Origin of the sequence: Vibrio sp. nBUS_14, assembly GCF_051201655.1 — a bacterium.
Lineage (GTDB): Bacteria > Pseudomonadota > Gammaproteobacteria > Enterobacterales > Vibrionaceae > Vibrio.
In genome coordinates this window covers 3321696-3339705 of sequence record NZ_CP179206.1, presented here as the reverse complement: position 1 = coordinate 3339705, position 18010 = coordinate 3321696, and the positions used below count along the sequence as shown (strand labels likewise).

Below are 18010 nucleotides of genomic sequence, written 5' to 3'. Positions count from 1 at the left end.
TTAGCTCCAAAGTGGATAGGCGAAAATTCGTTGCGTAATGTAACAAAACTGAATGAAACAATGATTACAACGAATGTTAATTCGTGACTTAGATCGATTACTTTATGGTGTTCTGCAAGACGCCTCCCAAACTTGCTCGATCAATGTACAAATCACATCGATAGTATTAGTCCATTCATTTCACCTATTTATCGATTAATCTCATCCCTTATCAGCTTTTCGAATAAAAAATGAAATTTTAGAATTTCCAGTAATATGAGAGGCTCGTCATAATGCCTATATTAAGGACGTATCAGGCAGATGAATAGCAAGGACAGCTCAAAACGAAGCTTCTGTTTTCTTCTAGTGCCAATACTCCCATTCACTCAGGTGGATGAGTTAAATCCCTTGCTTGGCAAGATCAAGTAATGAATTGCTCGTACTGCGAGCCTTAAAGGAAGCACTGAAATGGACCAAGAACGTTTAACCCACCTAAAACAGCTTGAAGCGGAAAGTATTCATATTATCCGTGAAGTTGCTGCTGAGTTTGATAACCCAGTGATGATGTACTCCATCGGTAAAGATTCTTCTGTGATGCTTCATTTAGCGCGCAAAGCGTTTTATCCAGGCAAGATTCCATTCCCACTATTGCACGTTGATACGGATTGGAAATTCCGCGAGATGATTGAGTTTCGTGATCGTATGGCTAAAAAGTATGGCTTCGACCTTTTAGTACATAAGAACCCTGAAGGTATTGAGATGGGGTGTAGCCCGTTTGTACATGGCTCTTCTAAGCACACTGACATCATGAAAACTCAAGGTCTCAAGCAGGCGTTAAACAAGTACGGGTTCGATGCCGCTTTTGGTGGGGCGCGTCGTGATGAAGAAAAATCTCGAGCGAAAGAGCGTGTTTATTCTTTCCGAGATAAGAACCATACATGGGATCCAAAAAACCAGCGTCCAGAGCTTTGGCACACCTATAACGGCCAGGTTAATAAGGGCGAAAGCATTCGTGTATTCCCACTATCTAACTGGACTGAGCTCGATATCTGGCAGTACATCTACCTAGAGAGCATCGATATTGTTCCACTTTACCTTTCAGACAAGCGTCCTGTGGTTGAGCGTGATGGCATGCTGATCATGGTTGATGATGACCGTATGGAATTGCAAGAAGGTGAAGTAATTGAAGAGAAAAGCGTTCGCTTTCGTACTTTGGGTTGTTACCCACTGACCGGAGCCGTTGAATCTGAGGCGAACACGCTAACAGGCATTATTGAAGAGATGCTGGTGGCAACGTCCAGTGAGCGTCAAGGTCGAGCGATTGACCATGATCAGTCGGGCTCTATGGAGCTGAAAAAGCGCCAAGGTTATTTCTAAGAATCTAAGGAAAGAAAAATGAATAGTGCAGTAGAAACCGAATTGGCTAAACTAGGGATTGAAGGTTATCTAAGTCAGCATCAGCATAAATCTATGCTTAGATTTTTAACTTGTGGCTCGGTAGACGATGGTAAAAGTACGTTAATCGGTCGCTTGCTCCATGATACAAAACAGATTTATGAAGATCAGCTAGCAGCGGTTCACTCGGATAGCCAACGAGTGGGTACGACGGGTGAGAAACCTGATTTGGCACTGCTTGTTGATGGCTTGCAGGCTGAGCGTGAGCAAGGCATCACGATCGACGTAGCTTACCGCTACTTCTCGACACAAAAACGTAAATTCATTATTGCTGATACCCCAGGGCATGAGCAGTACACGCGCAACATGGCAACAGGCGCTTCAACGTGTGATCTGGCTGTGATCTTGATTGATGCTCGTAAGGGCGTTCTGGATCAAACGCGTCGTCACTCGTTTATTTCTAACCTACTTGGCTTGAAGCATTTCATCGTTGCAGTCAATAAGATGGATCTTGTGGAATATTCACAAGATCGTTTTGAAGAGGTTCGCGATCAGTACCTAGAGTTTGCAGAAAACCTAGAAGGCGAAACTAACATTCAAATTCTGCCTGTTTCCGCGCTTGAAGGCATTAACGTTGCTGCACCAAGTAAAGAGCTTGCATGGTTCGAAGGCCCATCGCTATTAGAAGTGCTAGAGAACGAAGACATTGACCAAAAACGCTCTGCGGGTGAATTCCGTTTCCCAGTGCAGTACGTTAATCGTCCTAACCTAGATTTCCGCGGCTTTGCCGGCACCGTGGTTTCTGGTCGTGTCGGCGTGGGGGATGAAATCAAGGCGTTGCCTTCAGGTAAAACTTCTAAGGTGGCAAGCATTGTGACCTTTGATGGTGAACTTGAATCAGCACAAGCGGGCTTGGCGGTAACGCTGACTCTTGAAGATGAGATCGACATCAGTCGTGGCGATTTGATTGTGTTGGAAAACGCGCAAATTGAATCCACCAATCATGTATTGGCTGACATCGTATGGATGACGGAGCAACCACTGCAAACGGGTAAATCTTACGATATCAAGATCGCAGGCAAGAAAACCGTCGGCCAGGTTGAAACGGTTCGTCACCAATATGACATCAATAACCTGTCGACCTACGCAGTTGATGAATTACCACTGAATGGTATTGGCTTGTGTGAATGGTCATTGAACGAGACTGTCGCATTGGATAAATACCGTGAGAGTGCCGATACTGGCGGCTTCATCGTTATCGACCGTCTAACCAACGTTACGATTGGTGCAGGTTTGATTCGAGACCGTTTGGACTCTGTTGAACAGCAAGTCGGTAACTTCTCTGCATTTGAACTTGAGTTCAACGCATTGGTTCGCAAACACTTCCCTCATTGGGATGCCAAAGATCTAAGCCAACTACTGAAGTCATAAACGGCTAAGTAACAGCTTATTGAATCAGGCGGAAACGCATCGTTTCCGCCATAAAGGACGGGTATATGTGGCAACAAGGATTTGTATTAGCGATTTTGCTCGGCATCATTACTTGCCTGCTCGTTACCCGTATTAAGCCAAGCTTTATTTTTGCTGGTGCGGCTTTTATTGCTTTTATGGCTGGCATGATCGACTTGTCGAGCCTAGCTAATAACTTCACTAACACCTCGTTACTGACGTTAATTCTTTTGATCCTCGCATCGAGTGCGTTGGAGAAAACTCGCTTAATCAGCTGGGTTAGCCGTAATATATCAGAAGGTAGGCTAGGTACTGTGGTTGCGAAGTTAGGTATTTCCACAGCGTTACTTTCTTCTTTTACCAATAATACCGCTGTGGTGGTTTCTTTGATCGGTGCGATCAAACGTAATCAACAACATGCGCCATCTAAGTTACTTATCCCTCTGTCATACGCTGCCATCTTAGGTGGAACACTGACATTGATCGGCACTTCAACCAATTTGATCATCAATAGCTTTGTTGAAGATGCGGGATTACCGAGCTTAAACTTTTTCACACCAACATTGATCGGTTTCGCCGTCTTGGTTGGTGGCGTGTTGATCCTTATTCCGCTGAGTTACTTCTTACCAAGCTACGATGATGGTTCCCAAGATGATTTGCCTTACTTTCTAGAAGCAATAGTAGAACCAGGCTCACCGTTAGTTGGTCGTAGCGTGAGCGAAAATAATCTTAGAGCTCTGAGAAAACTGTTCTTAGCGGAAGTGATTCGAGACGGGAAAACAACGGCATCTATCGACCCAGACTTCATACTTCAAGCACGTGACCGACTGCTGTTTTGTGGCGACGTTGAGAGCGTAGCGACATTGCAAGAAATCCAAGGACTTACCTTGTTTGGCCAACACCACCTTAATGGTCAAAGTTTTGTTGAAGTCGTGGTGAGCTCGTCGGCAAGCTTTTGTAATAAAACCCTTAAAACCAGCCAGTTTCGAGATCGTTTTGATGCGGTTGTGGTCGCCATTCGTCGTGGCCATGAGCGACTTGAAGGTGGTCTTGGAAACATTACACTAACCGCTGGTGATACCTTGATTTTGGTTCCCGGAAAACGCTTTGAAGAGCAGCGCCAGCAACACAACAAAGAGTTTGTGTTGATGAATGATTTGGATTCGAGTGCCAAGCTTGATGCTGATAAGTCGACGTTCGTATTGCTCGGTTTTGCTAGCGTGATTGGTCTAGCGTTAGTAGATGCAGTGCCTATTATCAAAGGCTTGGCAGGTTTTTTACTGTTGCTGGTGGCCTTTGGTGTCGTGCAGCTTGGTGAACTTCGCCGCCGTTTCCCAGTTGATATTGTGGTGATTGTTGGCTCGGCACTGTCTATCGCTCAACTGATGATTTCGTCAGGTCTGTCTGAACAAATGGGGTTGATGTTCATCGAAGCTTTTAATGGCTGGGGCGTATTTGGCGCGTTAGTCGCGACCTATTTCATGACGCTGGTTCTTACCGAGCTTGTTACTAATAATGCGGCAGCAGCACTCTCATTTCCGATTGGTTACAGTATGGCCGTGGGCTATGGCGTTGATCCAATGCCGTTCATCATGGCGGTATTGTTTGGTGCCAGTGCCAGCTTTATTTCGCCATACGGCTACCAAACCAATTTACTTGTTTATAACGTAGGTAATTACCATCTCACGGATTATTTACGTATCGGTATCCCAATCTCGATTGTCTATTCGGGTTTGGTATTGACCCTAATTCCTTATTTTTTCCCATTTTAATGCTGTTTATTTAAAGGACTAATTATGATCGCAGTACTCAAACCAAAAGGTGAGAATGTTGTGTGGCATCAACACTCGATTGATAAAGCATTCCGCGCGGATCTGAAATCACAAAAGCCAGCCGTACTCTGGTTCACGGGATTATCTGGTTCTGGGAAGTCGACAGTCGCTGGAGCATTAGAAAACCGCTTAGCACAGCTTGGTTACCATACTTACTTATTGGATGGCGATAATGTTCGTCACGGCTTATGTAGCGATCTCGGCTTCTCTGAGCAAGACCGTCGAGAGAATATTCGTCGTATTGGTGAACTCGCTAAATTGATGGCGGATGCGGGTTTGATCGTGTTGTCAGCGTTTATTTCTCCACATCAAGCGGAGAGAGAGTTGGTGCGTGATTTATTGCCGGAAGGTGAGTTTCTAGAGGTGTTTGTTAATACGCCATTAGAGGTTTGCGAACAGCGTGACCCTAAAGGTTTGTATAAGAAAGCACGTGCTGGAGATATTCCTAATTTCACCGGAATCAGCTCTATTTACGAAGCGCCACAGAACCCTGAGATCGATCTACCTGCAGGAGAGAAGACGATCGATGAATTGGTCGAGCTGTGCATTGATGCGCTAGAGAATCGTAACATTTTAGCTAATTGAGACCGCTGGTATGACTAAGGCTGCGTATGGGCATGTCCGCTAAAAGCAGTGCAGCCTTACTCTACCGAGACAAGAAACCTATCCTCTAGATTATCTTTTTTCCTCTCAATACTCTTCACTTTTTACACCGTCTATTTTTAACACCGTCTAGCCTTTAGACGGTGTAGTTCACACTGCTTTTCACTTCGGTTTGTACCGTGAATTTCTGGCTCAATAGGGCAATCAATTGGTCGTAATAAAGCATGTTAGGTTTATTGCCTAGTAGCGCACACAGCTCATTACCTGTAGGGCTGAATCTGTAATACACCAACTTTACGCCTTTTGATAACGGCGCCAGTGACATACTTTTACCTTGATACGTTAGATGTAATGCCGGGTCGAAGTCGATCTCTCCAGACTCTAACTCCGTGCCTAGAATAATGCCAAGTTCAATTAAGTGGAGAAGGCTAGAGTAGGGCAGGTTGTGCCCACCAAGGTTAATGGTGTTGGTGGTGTCTCTTTTACCAAAACTAAACAGTCCTGCGTGAGACTTAAAGCCAAGCAACAGCTTTTTACTGTTGTCGCTACCAAAGCTGCAACCCAGTGAAGCGGCTCTTTGTAAGGTCAGAGCTTCCTTTGGTGTCATATTTTTTAGGATTTGCAGCGCCTTCATCGAGGTTGAACCTGGGTTGGTAACTTCTCGTTTCAGTACCTGAGCCCAAAGCCTTTGCATCGATGTGTTGTGGATCTCTTGTGCCATATCGAAAAAGCGATATAACCAGTCCTGATCCGGGTCGCCAGCCGCTTCATCTTTACATGAAGAGTGTGCCAGTTTTAGGATTTGCTCTAAGTTCTTTTGGCGTAATTCCTTGCGTTTCTTCTCTCGCAATAACGCTCGCTCAATCAGGGGGCTGGCGGCTTTATCGCTCGCTTTTTCATTATGGCTAATTAAGGAGTCTAAACCGAAGCTTTGGGCAATGTGCAGCATTCGACTAGCACTGTCGGCAATATGAGGCTTTTTCTCATGCTTATGCTGTGTATCGCTAGCATGCTCAATGATCACTGGCTGTTTGGTTTCTGACATAAGAGTACCGTTAGGAGACGAATCAATACCAATCGTAGTCATTAATTGCTCGCCCTAGTTTGTTAGAACGCTATTTCTTATTACTTACTGTGATTGGTATAACTGTCTAAAATGTAACTCTTTATCTGATTGGTGGCTAGATTTTGCGTGCAGAGTTGAAGACTTCAACAAAATTTTACTTTTGATAATGATAATAAAATGTTAAATTTGTTGTAATTATCAAGGAGGAGTTATGAATCAAGTCAATGATAACAAGCTGAAAAAGCAGCTTGGTATAGGTTTATTACTCGCGACTTATGTGGGTGTACTAGCTTATTTATCTAATTACATTGCGTAATTTAGAGGAACAATATCGTTATTAAACTGTTATTGAATAATTTTTTTATTCAGTGACGGGGACTCATTGCTGAGCCACCCTCCAAACGACTACATGTCGTCGTATTCTTCTATCGCAGTCCCTTCAATCAAATAGCCCGTTTGCGCTAGATCGTGACTGATCGATTCCGTTTTTAGCGTACCGACCAAATAGATAACATCCCACAACTGCTGTATTGGCGCTCCCTTAGGAAACTTAACGTAGATGATTTGGTTCGGTGGCGGTGGTGGTACGTGGATACATGCACCAAAGTACGGCACTAAAAGAAACTCAGTGATCATATTCTCATCGCCTTCCAATGGAATCACAAACCCTGGGATCTTAACCTTACTGCCGTTTAACTCTGGACGAACTGCACCAAGTGTCGACTGCTGAGGCTTTTCCATACTGTTATGGTCAACCATTGGCATGCCAAACGAATCTAGTTGAGCGCGCTCTGATTCTGGAATCAAATCAATCCATTCGAGTGTTAATACTGATTCCTCATTCTGAGGTGTTTCAGCTTGAGCTGTACTCATAAATGGGAACATTAGTAGCCCAAGTATCAGTAGAAATTTGCGTTGCATCGTAGTTTCCTATTTAGATTCGAATTGTCATGCCATCAGACAATGACTGACGGTAAGCCCTGAAAGCGGGAATGAAGCCGATAATTATTCCGGCAATTTGTACCAGCATAAGCAATTTCCACTCATGCGGTGTAATCGCAGATATCGAGATGTTGATACCATAACTTTGTTGCACAATAGGAGCAACTACTGCGATCAGAGCAAACAACACTGCAACGCCCAATGTTATGCCTAAGAAGGTCAGGGAACTGGCTTCACTAATCAATAGACCAAACACATGGCGAGGCCTTGCGCCCATCGCACGCAGAATAGCCATCTCTCGACGTCGCTCTTGTAAGCTAGTCAGTAGGCTACTTAGCATCCCCAGTAAACCGGCAACGACAACAAACCCTGAAACAATCAGCAATGCTTGCTCTGCTACGGCCATCATGCCCCATAATTCATGCAGAGCAATGCCCGGCATAATTGCGCTCAACGGCTCTTGACGGTAGTTATTGATTTCTCTTTGCAGTGCGAAGGTTTGAATCTTCGAGTTCAATCCAAGCATCATTGCGGTGATTTGCTGAGGCTGGAAGTCATAGGTCTTTAAGATTTCAGCGTCTGGGGTGTGGCCTAGGTTAGCCCCCGATTCCCAACCAACGTGAATCGCTTCGATGGCTTCTAGTGATACGTGTACGGTTTTATCTACCGGCGTTCCGGTTGGTGCGAGTATTCCGACAATCTTGAAGGGCAGGTTCTCGTGACGGCTGAACGCCACATCACTGATACCGTGTGCAAGAATGATCTGGTCACCTATCGTGTAGTCCAGTTTCTTCGCGACATCGGCACCAATCACCACATCAAATAGCTCATTAAATTCTTTACCTTGCTGGAAAGTAAGTGGTTGCTTACTTCCATAGCGGTAGTTTTCAAAATAGCTATGGTTAGTACCCATCACACGGAAGCCTTTATGAGAATCACCCAATGAAATAGGGATCGCCCACTTTACGGCTTTGTGCTGGCTAAATTCTTGATAGCTTTTCCAGTCGATATTGTTGGTCGCATTACCGATTCTAAATACAGAGTAGAGCAGAAGGTTTACCTGACCTGAGCGGCCACCAACGATAAGGTCAGTGCCTGAAATGGTATTGGCAAAGCTGCTCTTGGCTTCGGTTCTCAAGCGCTCTACGCCGAGCAATAGAATCACAGACACTGCTACTGTAAGAATGGTCAGAATAGCCGTGGCTTTACGGTTGAGTACGCTTTTTAGGGCTAAGTGAGTAATTACTTTCATACGACAACCTTAGCTTGGTTAACGGTTTTTAAATCTATGGTTCGAGTGAACAGTTTTTCTAATGTTGGATCATGGCTGACAAATATCAGAGTAGAGCCTGCTTGATTGGCTTGCTCTAGCAATAGCTCGATAAAAGCTTCTCGGTTGTCGTGATCCAAAGCCGATGTTGGTTCATCGGCAATGATGATTTTAGGTTGCCCCATAAGAGCACGGGCAGCAGCAACACGCTGTTGCTGGCCAATACTAAGTTCAGTCACTGGCTTATCCATTAAAGCTTGGGGGAGCTTCAATCGGAGCAGTAGTTCTTGGGCTGTTTCTTGCAAACTATTTTTGCTATCAGTAACTTGCTGCTTACGTGTTTTTGAAAATTGGCAAGGAAGCGTGACGTTATCGATCACTGATAAATAAGGAAGAAGGTTAAATTGTTGGAAAATATAACCAATATGATCGGCTCTAAACGTGTCTCTTTGGCGAGGTGTTAGCTGAGTTAGATCTTGACCTAAAATAGAGACTTCGCCTTGCTCTGCTTGGTTTATGCCAGTCAGTAACCCTAATAATGTTGACTTGCCACAACCACTTGGCCCTTTTATGAAGAGGTGTTCTTGGGCTTGGATATGCAGAGAAGGGATCTCTAGAGTTGGGGGTAATTCTGGTTTCCAACGAAAGCTGATATTTTCGAGTTTGACCACAAGTGATGAACTGTCAAAAGACATGCTAGCTCCAATAATTAAAGCGGTGTATCTACTGGACAGCAGTTAGCGACATAAATTCCCATAGCACACCGATTTGAACAGCCAAATAAGTAGGCACTTACTTGGCTGTTTATTTTACGTTTAATCCGATCTAGGAGTGATTAGAATCGGAAACTAATACGCTCTGCGTTAAGTACTTCTTGTACTTGAGCGTTGTCTGTTAGTAGGTTCACAGTCATTTTTTCAGTGTTGCTGAATTTAGAGAACCACTGAGTGCTAATTGTGTCTAGCTTAGCTACATCTGAACATTGGTAGTGGTACTCAACAGTGAACTCACCGTGGCCACCTTCAGAGTGGTCATGACCTTCGTGGTCGCCATGATCGTGCTCAGCGTGGTCATGGTCTTTATGGTCATCATGATCATGTTCAGCGTGGTCATGGTCTTTATGGTCATCATGATCATGTTCAGCGTGGTCATGGTCTTTATGGTCATCATGATCGTGCTCAGCATGGTCATGACCTTCGTGGTCGTCATGATCGTGTTCAGCGTGGTCATGGCCTTCGTGGTCATCATGACCGTGTTCAGCGTGGTCATGGCCTTCATGCTCATCATGATCGCCTTCTAACGTGTTCGACACTGATTTAAACTTCAGCGTACAGTTCGCGTTGTTAAAGCTAAATAGCTCCTCTGGCTTGTTCAGTTGCGCAATAGCTTGCTCAAATATTTTCTTTTGATCTGCTGTTTCTGGAGCGTGCTCAAAGCCAACTACGTCTGCACCCGGGGCTGTCACTTCAACAAGCAGTTCTTGTCCGTCTTGAGCAATGTTTACTTCAACCTGACCATGCACGTGTGCACTGTGAGAGCGGAATTCTTCGTTAGCTAGAACATTAGTAGAGACAGTCATGCCGATAACAACGGCTAAAATAGTAGGTTTCATGTTTTTTTCCTGAATAAAGGTTAATTAAAAGTAGTGGTAATTAAGCGATATTTACAGGAGGTGAACGTGCTAAATAAGCGAAATACAGGCGCTGTAACGAAATTACTGACTCTGTAATCGTGGCAGTAAATTCTGAATGGGACTCTGGAACTTGTGGAAGTGAGTGCGCAGTAATGAGTTGATTTATCGAAAACAGCTCACAATGATGCGAGGTGTGGTGATCGGGGTCAATATCCACCATATGTGTTGCAGCTAACACGCTTAACATGAGCATCAGCCCAAGCAAGAAGCCTGTTTTGCGTTTCACATTGTTAGGTGTGTTTTTCCACATGAGGATGATTAACCACAGAATTAAAAAAGGATACTGTTATAATATAACAATATCCTTTGGTTAGGTCTCGAAAAAGACGCGAATATATTATTAAAGACTCGCTTTAATCAACTCAATGACTTGAGTGACTTCTGACTCGTTTAATGCACCTTCTTTAACAAACAATATTTTACCTTGCTTGTCTTGAACGATAATCGCTGAGCTTTCTTCTTTCAGATCCCATGATGAAGCTACTATTCCGTCTTCATCTAGCACCATCGAAGACCATGGAAATTCTTCTTTACTGCTTTCGGCAGACGATTTCACAAAAGAACCTGTGCCCCAAATCGCGTCATCTTGGTTAATGATGGTAGTGGTTTGGTAGCTGTCTTCTGAGAACTTGGATGCTGTAATGGCTGCCATCAGTGGTGCGTTGAGCTCTTTAGAGCTGCTACGGCCAGCGATAGCTTGAACGACGCGAACTTTACCTAGGAGATCGTTGGTTGCCCAAGCTTGATATCCGGTATTTCCATCGTTTAGTACGATTTCACCATAGTTGCTAACATCGACAGTAGGCAGAGTTTCACCTACAGAGAGGTTGTGAGCATTGGCGAAGAGTGGAGAGGCTGCGGCTAAAAAAGCCAGTAGAGTTATGTTTTTCATTATATTTTTGTTCCGCTTATTGGTTTGCACTGGAAGTATAATATGAAATTTGAAAAATGCCTCTTTAACTTTTTTATTGTACGGCGTAGTAATAAGTTGCAAGCTTGTTATCAAAAGGTATAATACTTCAATATCGAGATGAACAATAGATTATCTTGCTGTTTGCTAAAGGATTTAGCGATTATATGTGCTTTGAACAAGGCTATGTTCAGGCAGGTAACTGTTGTACTCAAATGGAATTGAGGTTGTATTATGTTAAGGAAATTTTCTACTTACCGTCCACATCAGGTGGCGCGTTTCGTTAAAGTCTTATTTAAAGGCCGGTTTGCTATTGAAGGTATCGGAGAGTTTCGCTTCGACCAAGGCAAAGTACTTCTCCCTGAAGTTTCAGACAAACAAAAGCTCACCATTTTTAAAGAAGTTAACGGCACGATTGCTGCGTTGCCGGTGTAATTGACACTTATCGATTTGCCTCACTCTTAATAGATAGCAATGAAAAAGGGCTTCTTAATAGAAGCCCTTTTTTAATGGATGTCGTTTTCGTTTTCGTTTACGGCCTAGCACCGTTTATTGTGGTGGAAAGCACACACCAGTTCCGCCCAAACCACAGTAGCCATTAGGATTTTTTGCTAGATACTGCTGGTGGTACGTCTCCGCAAAAAAATACTTTCCTGCTGGCAGAACCTCCGTCGTGATCTCGTTGCCTAATGATTCAGTGACCGCTCGTTGGTATTCCTGCTTAGATTGTTCAGCAACCAATTGTTGTTGCTCACTGAAAGTGTAGATAGCGGAGCGATATTGAGTGCCTAAATCATTACCTTGGCGCATACCTTGAGTGGGGTCGTGACTTTCCCAGAAGGTTTTAAGCAATGTTGCTAATGAGGTTTGCTCGCTATTAAAAACAACACGAACCACTTCAGTATGGCCTGTTTGTCCTGAGCATACTTGTTCATAGGTCGGGTTTACTGTGTATCCACCTGCGTAACCAACTGAGGTAGAGACAACGCCCTTTAATTGCCAGAACAGACGTTCAGCTCCCCAGAAACACCCCATACCGAGCAGAACTTCTTGTTGAGAACCCGTAGGCGGATCAAGTAGATCCGTTTGATTAACGAAATGGCGCTCAGTGATTTGGATTGGGTTCGCATTTCCCGGTAAAGCGGTTGTTGCAGAAATCAGTTGTTGTTTGTTTAGCATGTTATATTCCTTTTCGCATACGTTTACCGCGTTGGTTTAATTTAACTCTAGGTTCATATTAACGGTTGGTTAATATTGACTAAGTCTTTAAATTAGACCGTGTTATTACCAGATTTGTTACAGACTCAATGCCTTTTTAGCGGTATTATTTCTTTTCACTTATTAACGTATTGATAACTTCTTCAACCAATTAAACATGATAAGAAAAACTTTACCAGTTCTGATTGGCACTCTACTGTCATCGACGCTTGCTTATGCCGACGTATCCCTTGAGATTAAAGGGCTTGATGGAGCGCTTGAGGACAATGTTGATGCTTATCTAAGTGCCATTCCTGAAGAAGAGTATGCAATTTCACTAAGGTTCCAATCTCGTCTGGAATCTGTGATAAAAGAAGCCCTCAATGCGTTGGGTTACTACCAACCTACAATCAAATTCTCTCACTCTCAAGATGATTCTGAGCTCATTGTTTCTGTTGAGCCGGGCGAACCTGTTCTCATTTATACATCTGATATTGTGCTTAGCGGCGAAGCAAAAGATGATCCTGACTTTTTGGCTTTGATCACTAAGAGCAAGCTTTCTAAAGGCTCGGTTCTCAATCATGGTAGTTACGACTCTTTGAAATCGTCAATGCGTAACCTTGGATTAGCGAAAGGCTATTTTGATGGTGCGTATGAGGTCAGCAAGTTAGAGGTTGCCCCGGAATTAAACCGTGCTTACGTTCGTCTTCATTACAGCAGTGGTATTCGTTATCATTTTGGCACGACTCAGGTTACTGGCAGCCAGATCAGAGATGATAAGGTGCAATCACTCAAACCCTTTGAAGATGACGAACCCTATTCGATTACCAAAGTCGGCGAGTATAACCAAAACCTGTCTAATACGGATTGGTTCTCTTCTGTATTTGTTGAACCGGATTTAAGCGCGCTGGGTGAAGGCCGAGAAATTCCGATGAAGGTTAGCCTTGCACCGCAAGCGCGCAATCAAATCGAAACCGGTATCGGTGTTTCAACCGATCTTGGTGTAAGAGGTACCCTCAAATGGAAGAAGCCTTGGGTTAACGACCGAGGTCATAGCTTCAATAGCAGCCTATCGATTTCTAAGCCCGAGCAGACGATTACTGCGACTTATAAGATTCCCTTAGATGACGTGCTTAATGACTATTATAAAATTAAGTACGGTATGAAGAACTTACATAACCGTGATACTAAGAGTCTGGAATCGAACTTAGCCTTAGAAAGGTATTGGCGTCTGGATAACGGCTGGCAACGTACTATCTTCATTCGATACTTGGTCGAAAACTATGAGCAAGGTTTGCAGGATGATTTAGCGCAATTCGTGTTGCCGGGTATCTCTTTCTCACGAACCCGAACGCGTGGTGGTGCGATGCCAATGTGGGGTGACAAGCAAACCATCATGGTTGAAGCGGGTGATGACACCTTATTGTCGGAAACCAAGGTGGTACGCTTTCAAGGACGAACGGCTTGGATCAGAAGCATCGGTAACAATCACCGCGGTCTAACCAGCCTACAGTTTGGTGGTAACTTTGCTGATGAATTTGAGAAACTGTCTCCCTCACTAAGATTCTTCGCCGGTGGTGACAACAGTATCCGTGGTTATGGCTACGAATCGATCTCTCCTCGTGATGAAAGTAACGCATTAACGGGTGCTAAGTTCATCGCAACCAGCTCGTTTGAATATCAATACCGTTTAGTTGGAAACTGGTGGGGTGCAGCCTTTTACGATATAGGTGATGCGTTCAACGATAAACCAGAGTGGAAACGTGGTACAGGTGTTGGTGTTCGTTGGGCGTCACCTGTCGGTCCTGTGAGTTTAGATTTTGCTTGGGGTCTAGATGCGAAGAAAGGCGATGAGTTCCAACTGCACTTTAGTTTAGGGCCAGAATTATGATCAAAGTGATTGGCAAATGCATTAAATGGACGTCGATTTCGTTGACGTCTATTTTGCTGCTGTTGATAGCCCTGCTCGGTTTTTTTTTATTCACCAACCCAGGGTTGAACACAGTGCTATGGGGCGCTGAAAAAGCATTGCCACAACTTAAAGTGGAAAGCGCCAAAGGGGCTCTTTTCCCAAGCTTTACGCTTAATAATGTTCAGTTTAAAGATGACAGCCTGCATATCGACACCAAGGTTCAAAAGCTAAACTTGGCGATTAATCCTCGCTGCTTACTCGATCCTAAGTTGTGTGTCGACCGCTTAGCGATTCAAGGTTTGGACTTCGCATTTACTGAATTGCCTCCTGTCTCTTCAGAAGAAACAGAACCGACTCCACCATTGACATCGGTGAAAGCACCACTACCAATCGTGATTAACCGCATCGCTTTGTCTGATATCAAACTGAATATCTTAGGTCATGAGATCGAATGGAGCTTGTTCTCGACCGCTCTGAGCATGCAGGGTGAAAAGCTGACGGTATCGCCAACTTTGTTCAATGACTTAAAGGTTAAGCTTGCTGAGTCGACAGAAGAACCGCAAACCGAAACAGTAGAGCCAGAATCAACCGCTAAAACAGCAATCGAGCTACCTGAAGTCTGGATTCCTTTACAGGTTGTACTGGAGCGTTTTGACTTAAACCGTTTCACCTTAGAACAAGAAACCCCAATTGTACTGAATCACCTTAGACTAGAAGCTCGAGCAGGTAAACATACGGTAGAAGTTTCCACTCTAGAGCTCGATATGCCGCAAGCAAGCGTGAACCTTGCTTCTAAGGTTGAGCTTAAAGGTGGCTATCCGTTAGATCTTTCTTTAGATGCTTTGGTGAAAGAAACCGACCTCGCTGGTCAGAAGTTATCGCTAAAAGCACAAGGCAGTGTGGCCAAGTTAAGTCTAGAGTCTCAGTTTTCTGAATTAATTGAGGCAAAACTGTCTGGGGATATTCAACCTTTAGAGCCAACTTTGTCATTTGACCTTCTTCTAGAGGGGGGTAAAGCGCAATGGCCTCTTACTGGTAAAAGTGACTACCAAGCTGCAATTGAGAAATTCAAAGCCGATGGCTCATTAGATGGTTTTAATATGCAGCTCAAAGGCGAAGCGGATGGTAAGGAAATTCCGGCCTTAACAATAGATCTGCAAGGCAAAGGCACCACGGAAAAAATTGAACTTGAACGCTTGAAACTGAATACCTTGGGTGGCGAACTAAATGGTGTAGTCAAAGCGAACTGGAAGAAGCTCGTTAATTGGCAAGCCGATTTAACGCTCAAAGACATTCAACCGGGTCTGCAGTGGCCAGAAGCGGAAGGTAACATTAGCGGAAGCATCGTCACTTCGGGTAAGTTGACCGAAGCGGGTGGTTGGGCGATTGAACTGCCTAAGCTGGATATCGAAGGGATCTTGCGAGAATATCCTCTGGATATCGAAGGGCAGTTGTCAGTATCGGATCGTAGCGCGAGCGGCGAACCTAAACTGAAAACCAGTGGTTTGAGTTTAGCTCACGGTGTTAACTCGATTAAGGCGCTGGGTGAGCTTGATAAGCAATGGGATATGGGAGTTGAGATCTTCTTCCCTGAGCTCGCAAAAAGTATTCCTGAGTTGAAAGGCAAAGTGATCGGTAGCATCCAAATGAGCGGCCCAACGAAAGAGCCTGAATTCGATCTTGCTTTAAATGTTGATAAGGTTGATTGGAATAACGAAGCGACACTGGAATCCTTGTCGCTTAATGGCTCTGTGGTGCCACTGCCATTGCCTGAAGCTCAAGCTGCTCTTGTATTAAAAGCCAAAAACTTAACCTACCAGGAGCAAAGCGTTGAGACTATCGATTTAACGGTGAGTGGTGGTGAGAAGAAGCATATTGTGACACTTGATGTGATATCCGACGTCGTGTCTACAAGCTTAGCTATTTCCGGTGAGTTGATTCAAAAGCCATCTCTTATTTGGGATGGGTCGTTAGACAGAGTCAAAATTACCACTCAACAGGGATCTTGGGTGTTAGATCAACCTGTTGCGATTAAGGCGGATGTCGATAAGCAGTTTGCCGATGTACAAGCACACTGTTGGAATCAATCGGGTTCGAGTGTATGTCTGGATGAAGACGTTCGTGTAGGGAAATCAGGTGAGGCGAAATTGGCTATCAACCAATTCGACTTCGAACAGATTAAAGTCTTTGTGCCTAAAGAGACGCAACTACAGGGCTTAGTGAATGCGACCGCTCATGCCAAGTGGTCGGAACAAGGTGAACCTGAGGTGACGGTTAGCGTCAATATGCCGAGAGGTCAGGTTGTTCAGCAAGTTGGAGAACCAATCACACTAGGTTGGGAAAGCGTTGCATTGAATGCACAGCTAAAAGACAACCAACTGAACGCCGATTTTAAGCTGGATGTGTCTGATAATGGCGACCTGTCTGGCACTGTGTCGCTACCGGATATTCTCGCTCAAGACAAAATGGTCGATGCGGCCATTAAGCTGACAACGTTCCATCTGGATTTCTTACAGCCGATTCTTGGTGAATACAGCCTATTGAAGGCGGATCTTGAGAGTGATTTAAAAGTAAAAGGCTCTTTGATGCATCCTCAAGTCTTTGGTCAATTATCTGTTGATGGTATTCAAGTCAAAGGCGATGTCACGCCAGTGGATATTAAAGATGGTCGTATTGACCTCGATTTTGACGGCTACAGCGCTAAGCTGGATGCCAATGTTGAAACACCGGATGGCCATCTTGATATTGAGGGTTCCGGGGACTGGCAGGATCTTCAAGTATGGCACTCTAATGTGAGAGTCTTTGCTGACGAGTTGATGGTTGATATCCCACCGATGGTCAAGGTTAAGGTTGTTCCTGACATGACCATTGATATCACGCCTGAGCTTGCGAAAATTACTGGTGATATTGCATTGCCTTGGGGGCGTATTGTTGTCGAGGACTTGCCGCCGTCAGCGGTTGGTGTGTCCTCTGATCAAGTTATCTTGAATAAAGATTTTGAGCCAGAAAGTGAAGACACGATTCCATTTAATGTGATGACCAATATTAATATCTCCATTGGCGATGACTTTAAACTATCTGCTTTCGGCCTTGAAGGCGAACTGGTGGGTAAGCTTAATGTTGCTCAAAAAGATCAAGGCCCATTCATCACTGGTGAAGTGAATATCGTCGATGGTACTTACCAATCATTCGGGCAAGACCTGTTGATCAAAGAGGGTAAGATTCTAATGAATGGTCCGCCGGACCAGCCATACGTAGCAATTAATGCAATACGTAACCCTGATAATACTCAGGATGATGTGACCGCCGGTATTCGAGTGACTGGCCCGGCGACAGAGCCGACGATTGAGATTTATTCTGACCCTGCAATGCCTCAAGCGAATGCACTGTCTTATATTTTGCGTGGCCAAGATATCGATGGTGAGTCGAGCGGTTCAATGACTACCACTTTAATTGGTTTAAGCTTGGCGAAGAGTGGTAAGGTTGTCGGCGCAATTGGTGAAGCGTTTGGTGTGCAAGATTTACAACTGGATACCGCAGGTTCTGGGGATGACTCACAAGTTACGGTAAGTGGCTACATTCTGCCTGGCTTACAGGTGAAGTATGGCGTGGGTATCTTTAACTCGTTAGGTGAGTTTACCGTTCGTTACCGACTGATGCAGGATCTCTATGTTGAAGCCGTTTCGGGTTTAGACAGTGCTGTAGATCTTCTCTATCAATTTGAGTTCGAGTAGAGAATGTTTCAGCCATTCATCGAAGTAC

The 18010-nt window shown here is 44.4% G+C and carries 15 protein-coding genes; 7 read left to right on the top strand and 8 right to left on the bottom strand.

Features of this window, described 5'->3' with window-relative positions:
• Window positions 1-447 precede the first annotated feature (447 nt).
• The 4 genes from cysD to cysC all read left to right on the top strand — a co-directional run bounded on the left by cysD (window position 448) and on the right by cysC (window position 5240).
• Window positions 448-1356 (top strand): sulfate adenylyltransferase subunit CysD, encoded by a 909-nt coding sequence (cysD, locus tag ACMAZD_RS15695; protein ID WP_435247888.1) that lies wholly within the window; start codon window positions 448-450, stop codon window positions 1354-1356.
• Between the two features lie 18 nt (window positions 1357-1374).
• Complete coding sequence (cysN, locus tag ACMAZD_RS15690; protein WP_435247887.1) at window positions 1375-2805, top strand: sulfate adenylyltransferase subunit CysN; 1431 nt, start codon at window positions 1375-1377, stop codon at window positions 2803-2805.
• Window positions 2806-2870: 65 nt separating this feature from the next.
• Window positions 2871-4595 carry an SLC13 family permease gene (locus ACMAZD_RS15685; RefSeq protein ID WP_435247886.1) on the top strand — a complete coding sequence of 575 codons (1725 nt, stop codon included), beginning with the start codon at window positions 2871-2873 and terminating at the stop codon, window positions 4593-4595.
• Window positions 4596-4619: 24 nt separating this feature from the next.
• On the top strand, window positions 4620-5240 hold the full coding sequence (gene cysC, locus ACMAZD_RS15680; protein WP_435247885.1) for an adenylyl-sulfate kinase: 621 nt from the start codon (window positions 4620-4622) through the stop codon (window positions 5238-5240).
• A gap of 154 nt (window positions 5241-5394) precedes the next feature.
• On the opposite strand, the gene ACMAZD_RS15675 is transcribed toward cysC, so the two are convergent.
• From ACMAZD_RS15675 to ACMAZD_RS15645, 7 genes are all read right to left on the bottom strand, one after another.
• A complete protein-coding gene (locus tag ACMAZD_RS15675; protein WP_435249392.1) occupies window positions 5395-6303 on the bottom strand; it encodes a TIGR03899 family protein in 909 nt (302 codons plus the stop codon).
• A gap of 426 nt (window positions 6304-6729) precedes the next feature.
• On the bottom strand, window positions 6730-7245 hold the full coding sequence (locus ACMAZD_RS15670; RefSeq protein ID WP_435247884.1) for a DUF3299 domain-containing protein: 516 nt from the start codon (window positions 7243-7245) through the stop codon (window positions 6730-6732).
• Between the two features lie 13 nt (window positions 7246-7258).
• On the bottom strand, window positions 7259-8518 hold the full coding sequence (locus ACMAZD_RS15665) for an ABC transporter permease (protein ID WP_435247883.1): 1260 nt from the start codon (window positions 8516-8518) through the stop codon (window positions 7259-7261).
• The gene (locus ACMAZD_RS15660; protein ID WP_086714269.1) at window positions 8515-9231 is read right to left on the bottom strand and encodes an ABC transporter ATP-binding protein; all 717 of its coding nucleotides are present in this window, start codon (window positions 9229-9231) and stop codon (window positions 8515-8517) included. The genes ACMAZD_RS15665 and ACMAZD_RS15660 overlap by 4 nt, the downstream gene beginning before the upstream one ends.
• 140 nt (window positions 9232-9371) lie before the next feature.
• A complete protein-coding gene (zrgA, locus tag ACMAZD_RS15655; protein WP_435247882.1) occupies window positions 9372-10148 on the bottom strand; it encodes a zinc uptake protein ZrgA in 777 nt (258 codons plus the stop codon).
• 40 nt (window positions 10149-10188) lie between these two features.
• Window positions 10189-10479 (bottom strand): DUF2607 family protein, encoded by a 291-nt coding sequence (locus tag ACMAZD_RS15650; RefSeq protein WP_435247881.1) that lies wholly within the window; start codon window positions 10477-10479, stop codon window positions 10189-10191.
• 90 nt (window positions 10480-10569) lie between these two features.
• The gene (locus ACMAZD_RS15645; protein ID WP_435247880.1) at window positions 10570-11121 is read right to left on the bottom strand and encodes a YtfJ family protein; all 552 of its coding nucleotides are present in this window, start codon (window positions 11119-11121) and stop codon (window positions 10570-10572) included.
• Window positions 11122-11373: 252 nt separating this feature from the next.
• Between ACMAZD_RS15645 and ACMAZD_RS15640 the strand changes: the two genes are divergently transcribed.
• On the top strand, window positions 11374-11574 hold the full coding sequence (locus ACMAZD_RS15640) for a DUF1107 family protein (RefSeq protein WP_135382122.1): 201 nt from the start codon (window positions 11374-11376) through the stop codon (window positions 11572-11574).
• Window positions 11575-11688: 114 nt separating this feature from the next.
• On the opposite strand, the gene msrA is transcribed toward ACMAZD_RS15640, so the two are convergent.
• Complete coding sequence (gene msrA / locus ACMAZD_RS15635) at window positions 11689-12318, bottom strand: peptide-methionine (S)-S-oxide reductase MsrA (RefSeq protein ID WP_435247879.1); 630 nt, start codon at window positions 12316-12318, stop codon at window positions 11689-11691.
• Window positions 12319-12514: 196 nt separating this feature from the next.
• Between msrA and tamA the strand changes: the two genes are divergently transcribed.
• Window positions 12515-14227 (top strand): autotransporter assembly complex protein TamA, encoded by a 1713-nt coding sequence (tamA, locus tag ACMAZD_RS15630; RefSeq protein ID WP_435247878.1) that lies wholly within the window; start codon window positions 12515-12517, stop codon window positions 14225-14227.
• Window positions 14224-17982 (top strand): autotransporter assembly complex protein TamB, encoded by a 3759-nt coding sequence (gene tamB / locus ACMAZD_RS15625; protein WP_435247877.1) that lies wholly within the window; start codon window positions 14224-14226, stop codon window positions 17980-17982. Before tamA ends, tamB begins: the two co-directional genes overlap by 4 nt.
• Window positions 17983-18010 lie beyond the last annotated feature (28 nt).

Excerpts from the sequence above, each read along its gene's own strand:
- cysD (WP_435247888.1), top strand. The coding sequence starts at position 448 with ATGGACCAAGAACGTTTAACCCACCTAAAACAGCTTGAAGCGGAAAGT.
- cysN (WP_435247887.1), top strand. The coding sequence starts at position 1,375 with ATGAATAGTGCAGTAGAAACCGAATTGGCTAAACTAGGGATTGAAGGT.
- ACMAZD_RS15685 (WP_435247886.1), top strand. The coding sequence starts at position 2,871 with ATGTGGCAACAAGGATTTGTATTAGCGATTTTGCTCGGCATCATTACT.
- cysC (WP_435247885.1), top strand. The coding sequence starts at position 4,620 with ATGATCGCAGTACTCAAACCAAAAGGTGAGAATGTTGTGTGGCATCAA.
- ACMAZD_RS15675 (WP_435249392.1), bottom strand. The coding sequence starts at position 6,303 with ATGTCAGAAACCAAACAGCCAGTGATCATTGAGCATGCTAGCGATACA.
- ACMAZD_RS15670 (WP_435247884.1), bottom strand. The coding sequence starts at position 7,245 with ATGCAACGCAAATTTCTACTGATACTTGGGCTACTAATGTTCCCATTT.
- ACMAZD_RS15665 (WP_435247883.1), bottom strand. The coding sequence starts at position 8,518 with ATGAAAGTAATTACTCACTTAGCCCTAAAAAGCGTACTCAACCGTAAA.
- ACMAZD_RS15660 (WP_086714269.1), bottom strand. The coding sequence starts at position 9,231 with ATGTCTTTTGACAGTTCATCACTTGTGGTCAAACTCGAAAATATCAGC.
- zrgA (WP_435247882.1), bottom strand. The coding sequence starts at position 10,148 with ATGAAACCTACTATTTTAGCCGTTGTTATCGGCATGACTGTCTCTACT.
- ACMAZD_RS15650 (WP_435247881.1), bottom strand. The coding sequence starts at position 10,479 with ATGTGGAAAAACACACCTAACAATGTGAAACGCAAAACAGGCTTCTTG.
- ACMAZD_RS15645 (WP_435247880.1), bottom strand. The coding sequence starts at position 11,121 with ATGAAAAACATAACTCTACTGGCTTTTTTAGCCGCAGCCTCTCCACTC.
- ACMAZD_RS15640 (WP_135382122.1), top strand. The coding sequence starts at position 11,374 with ATGTTAAGGAAATTTTCTACTTACCGTCCACATCAGGTGGCGCGTTTC.
- msrA (WP_435247879.1), bottom strand. The coding sequence starts at position 12,318 with ATGCTAAACAAACAACAACTGATTTCTGCAACAACCGCTTTACCGGGA.
- tamA (WP_435247878.1), top strand. The coding sequence starts at position 12,515 with ATGATAAGAAAAACTTTACCAGTTCTGATTGGCACTCTACTGTCATCG.
- tamB (WP_435247877.1), top strand. The coding sequence starts at position 14,224 with ATGATCAAAGTGATTGGCAAATGCATTAAATGGACGTCGATTTCGTTG.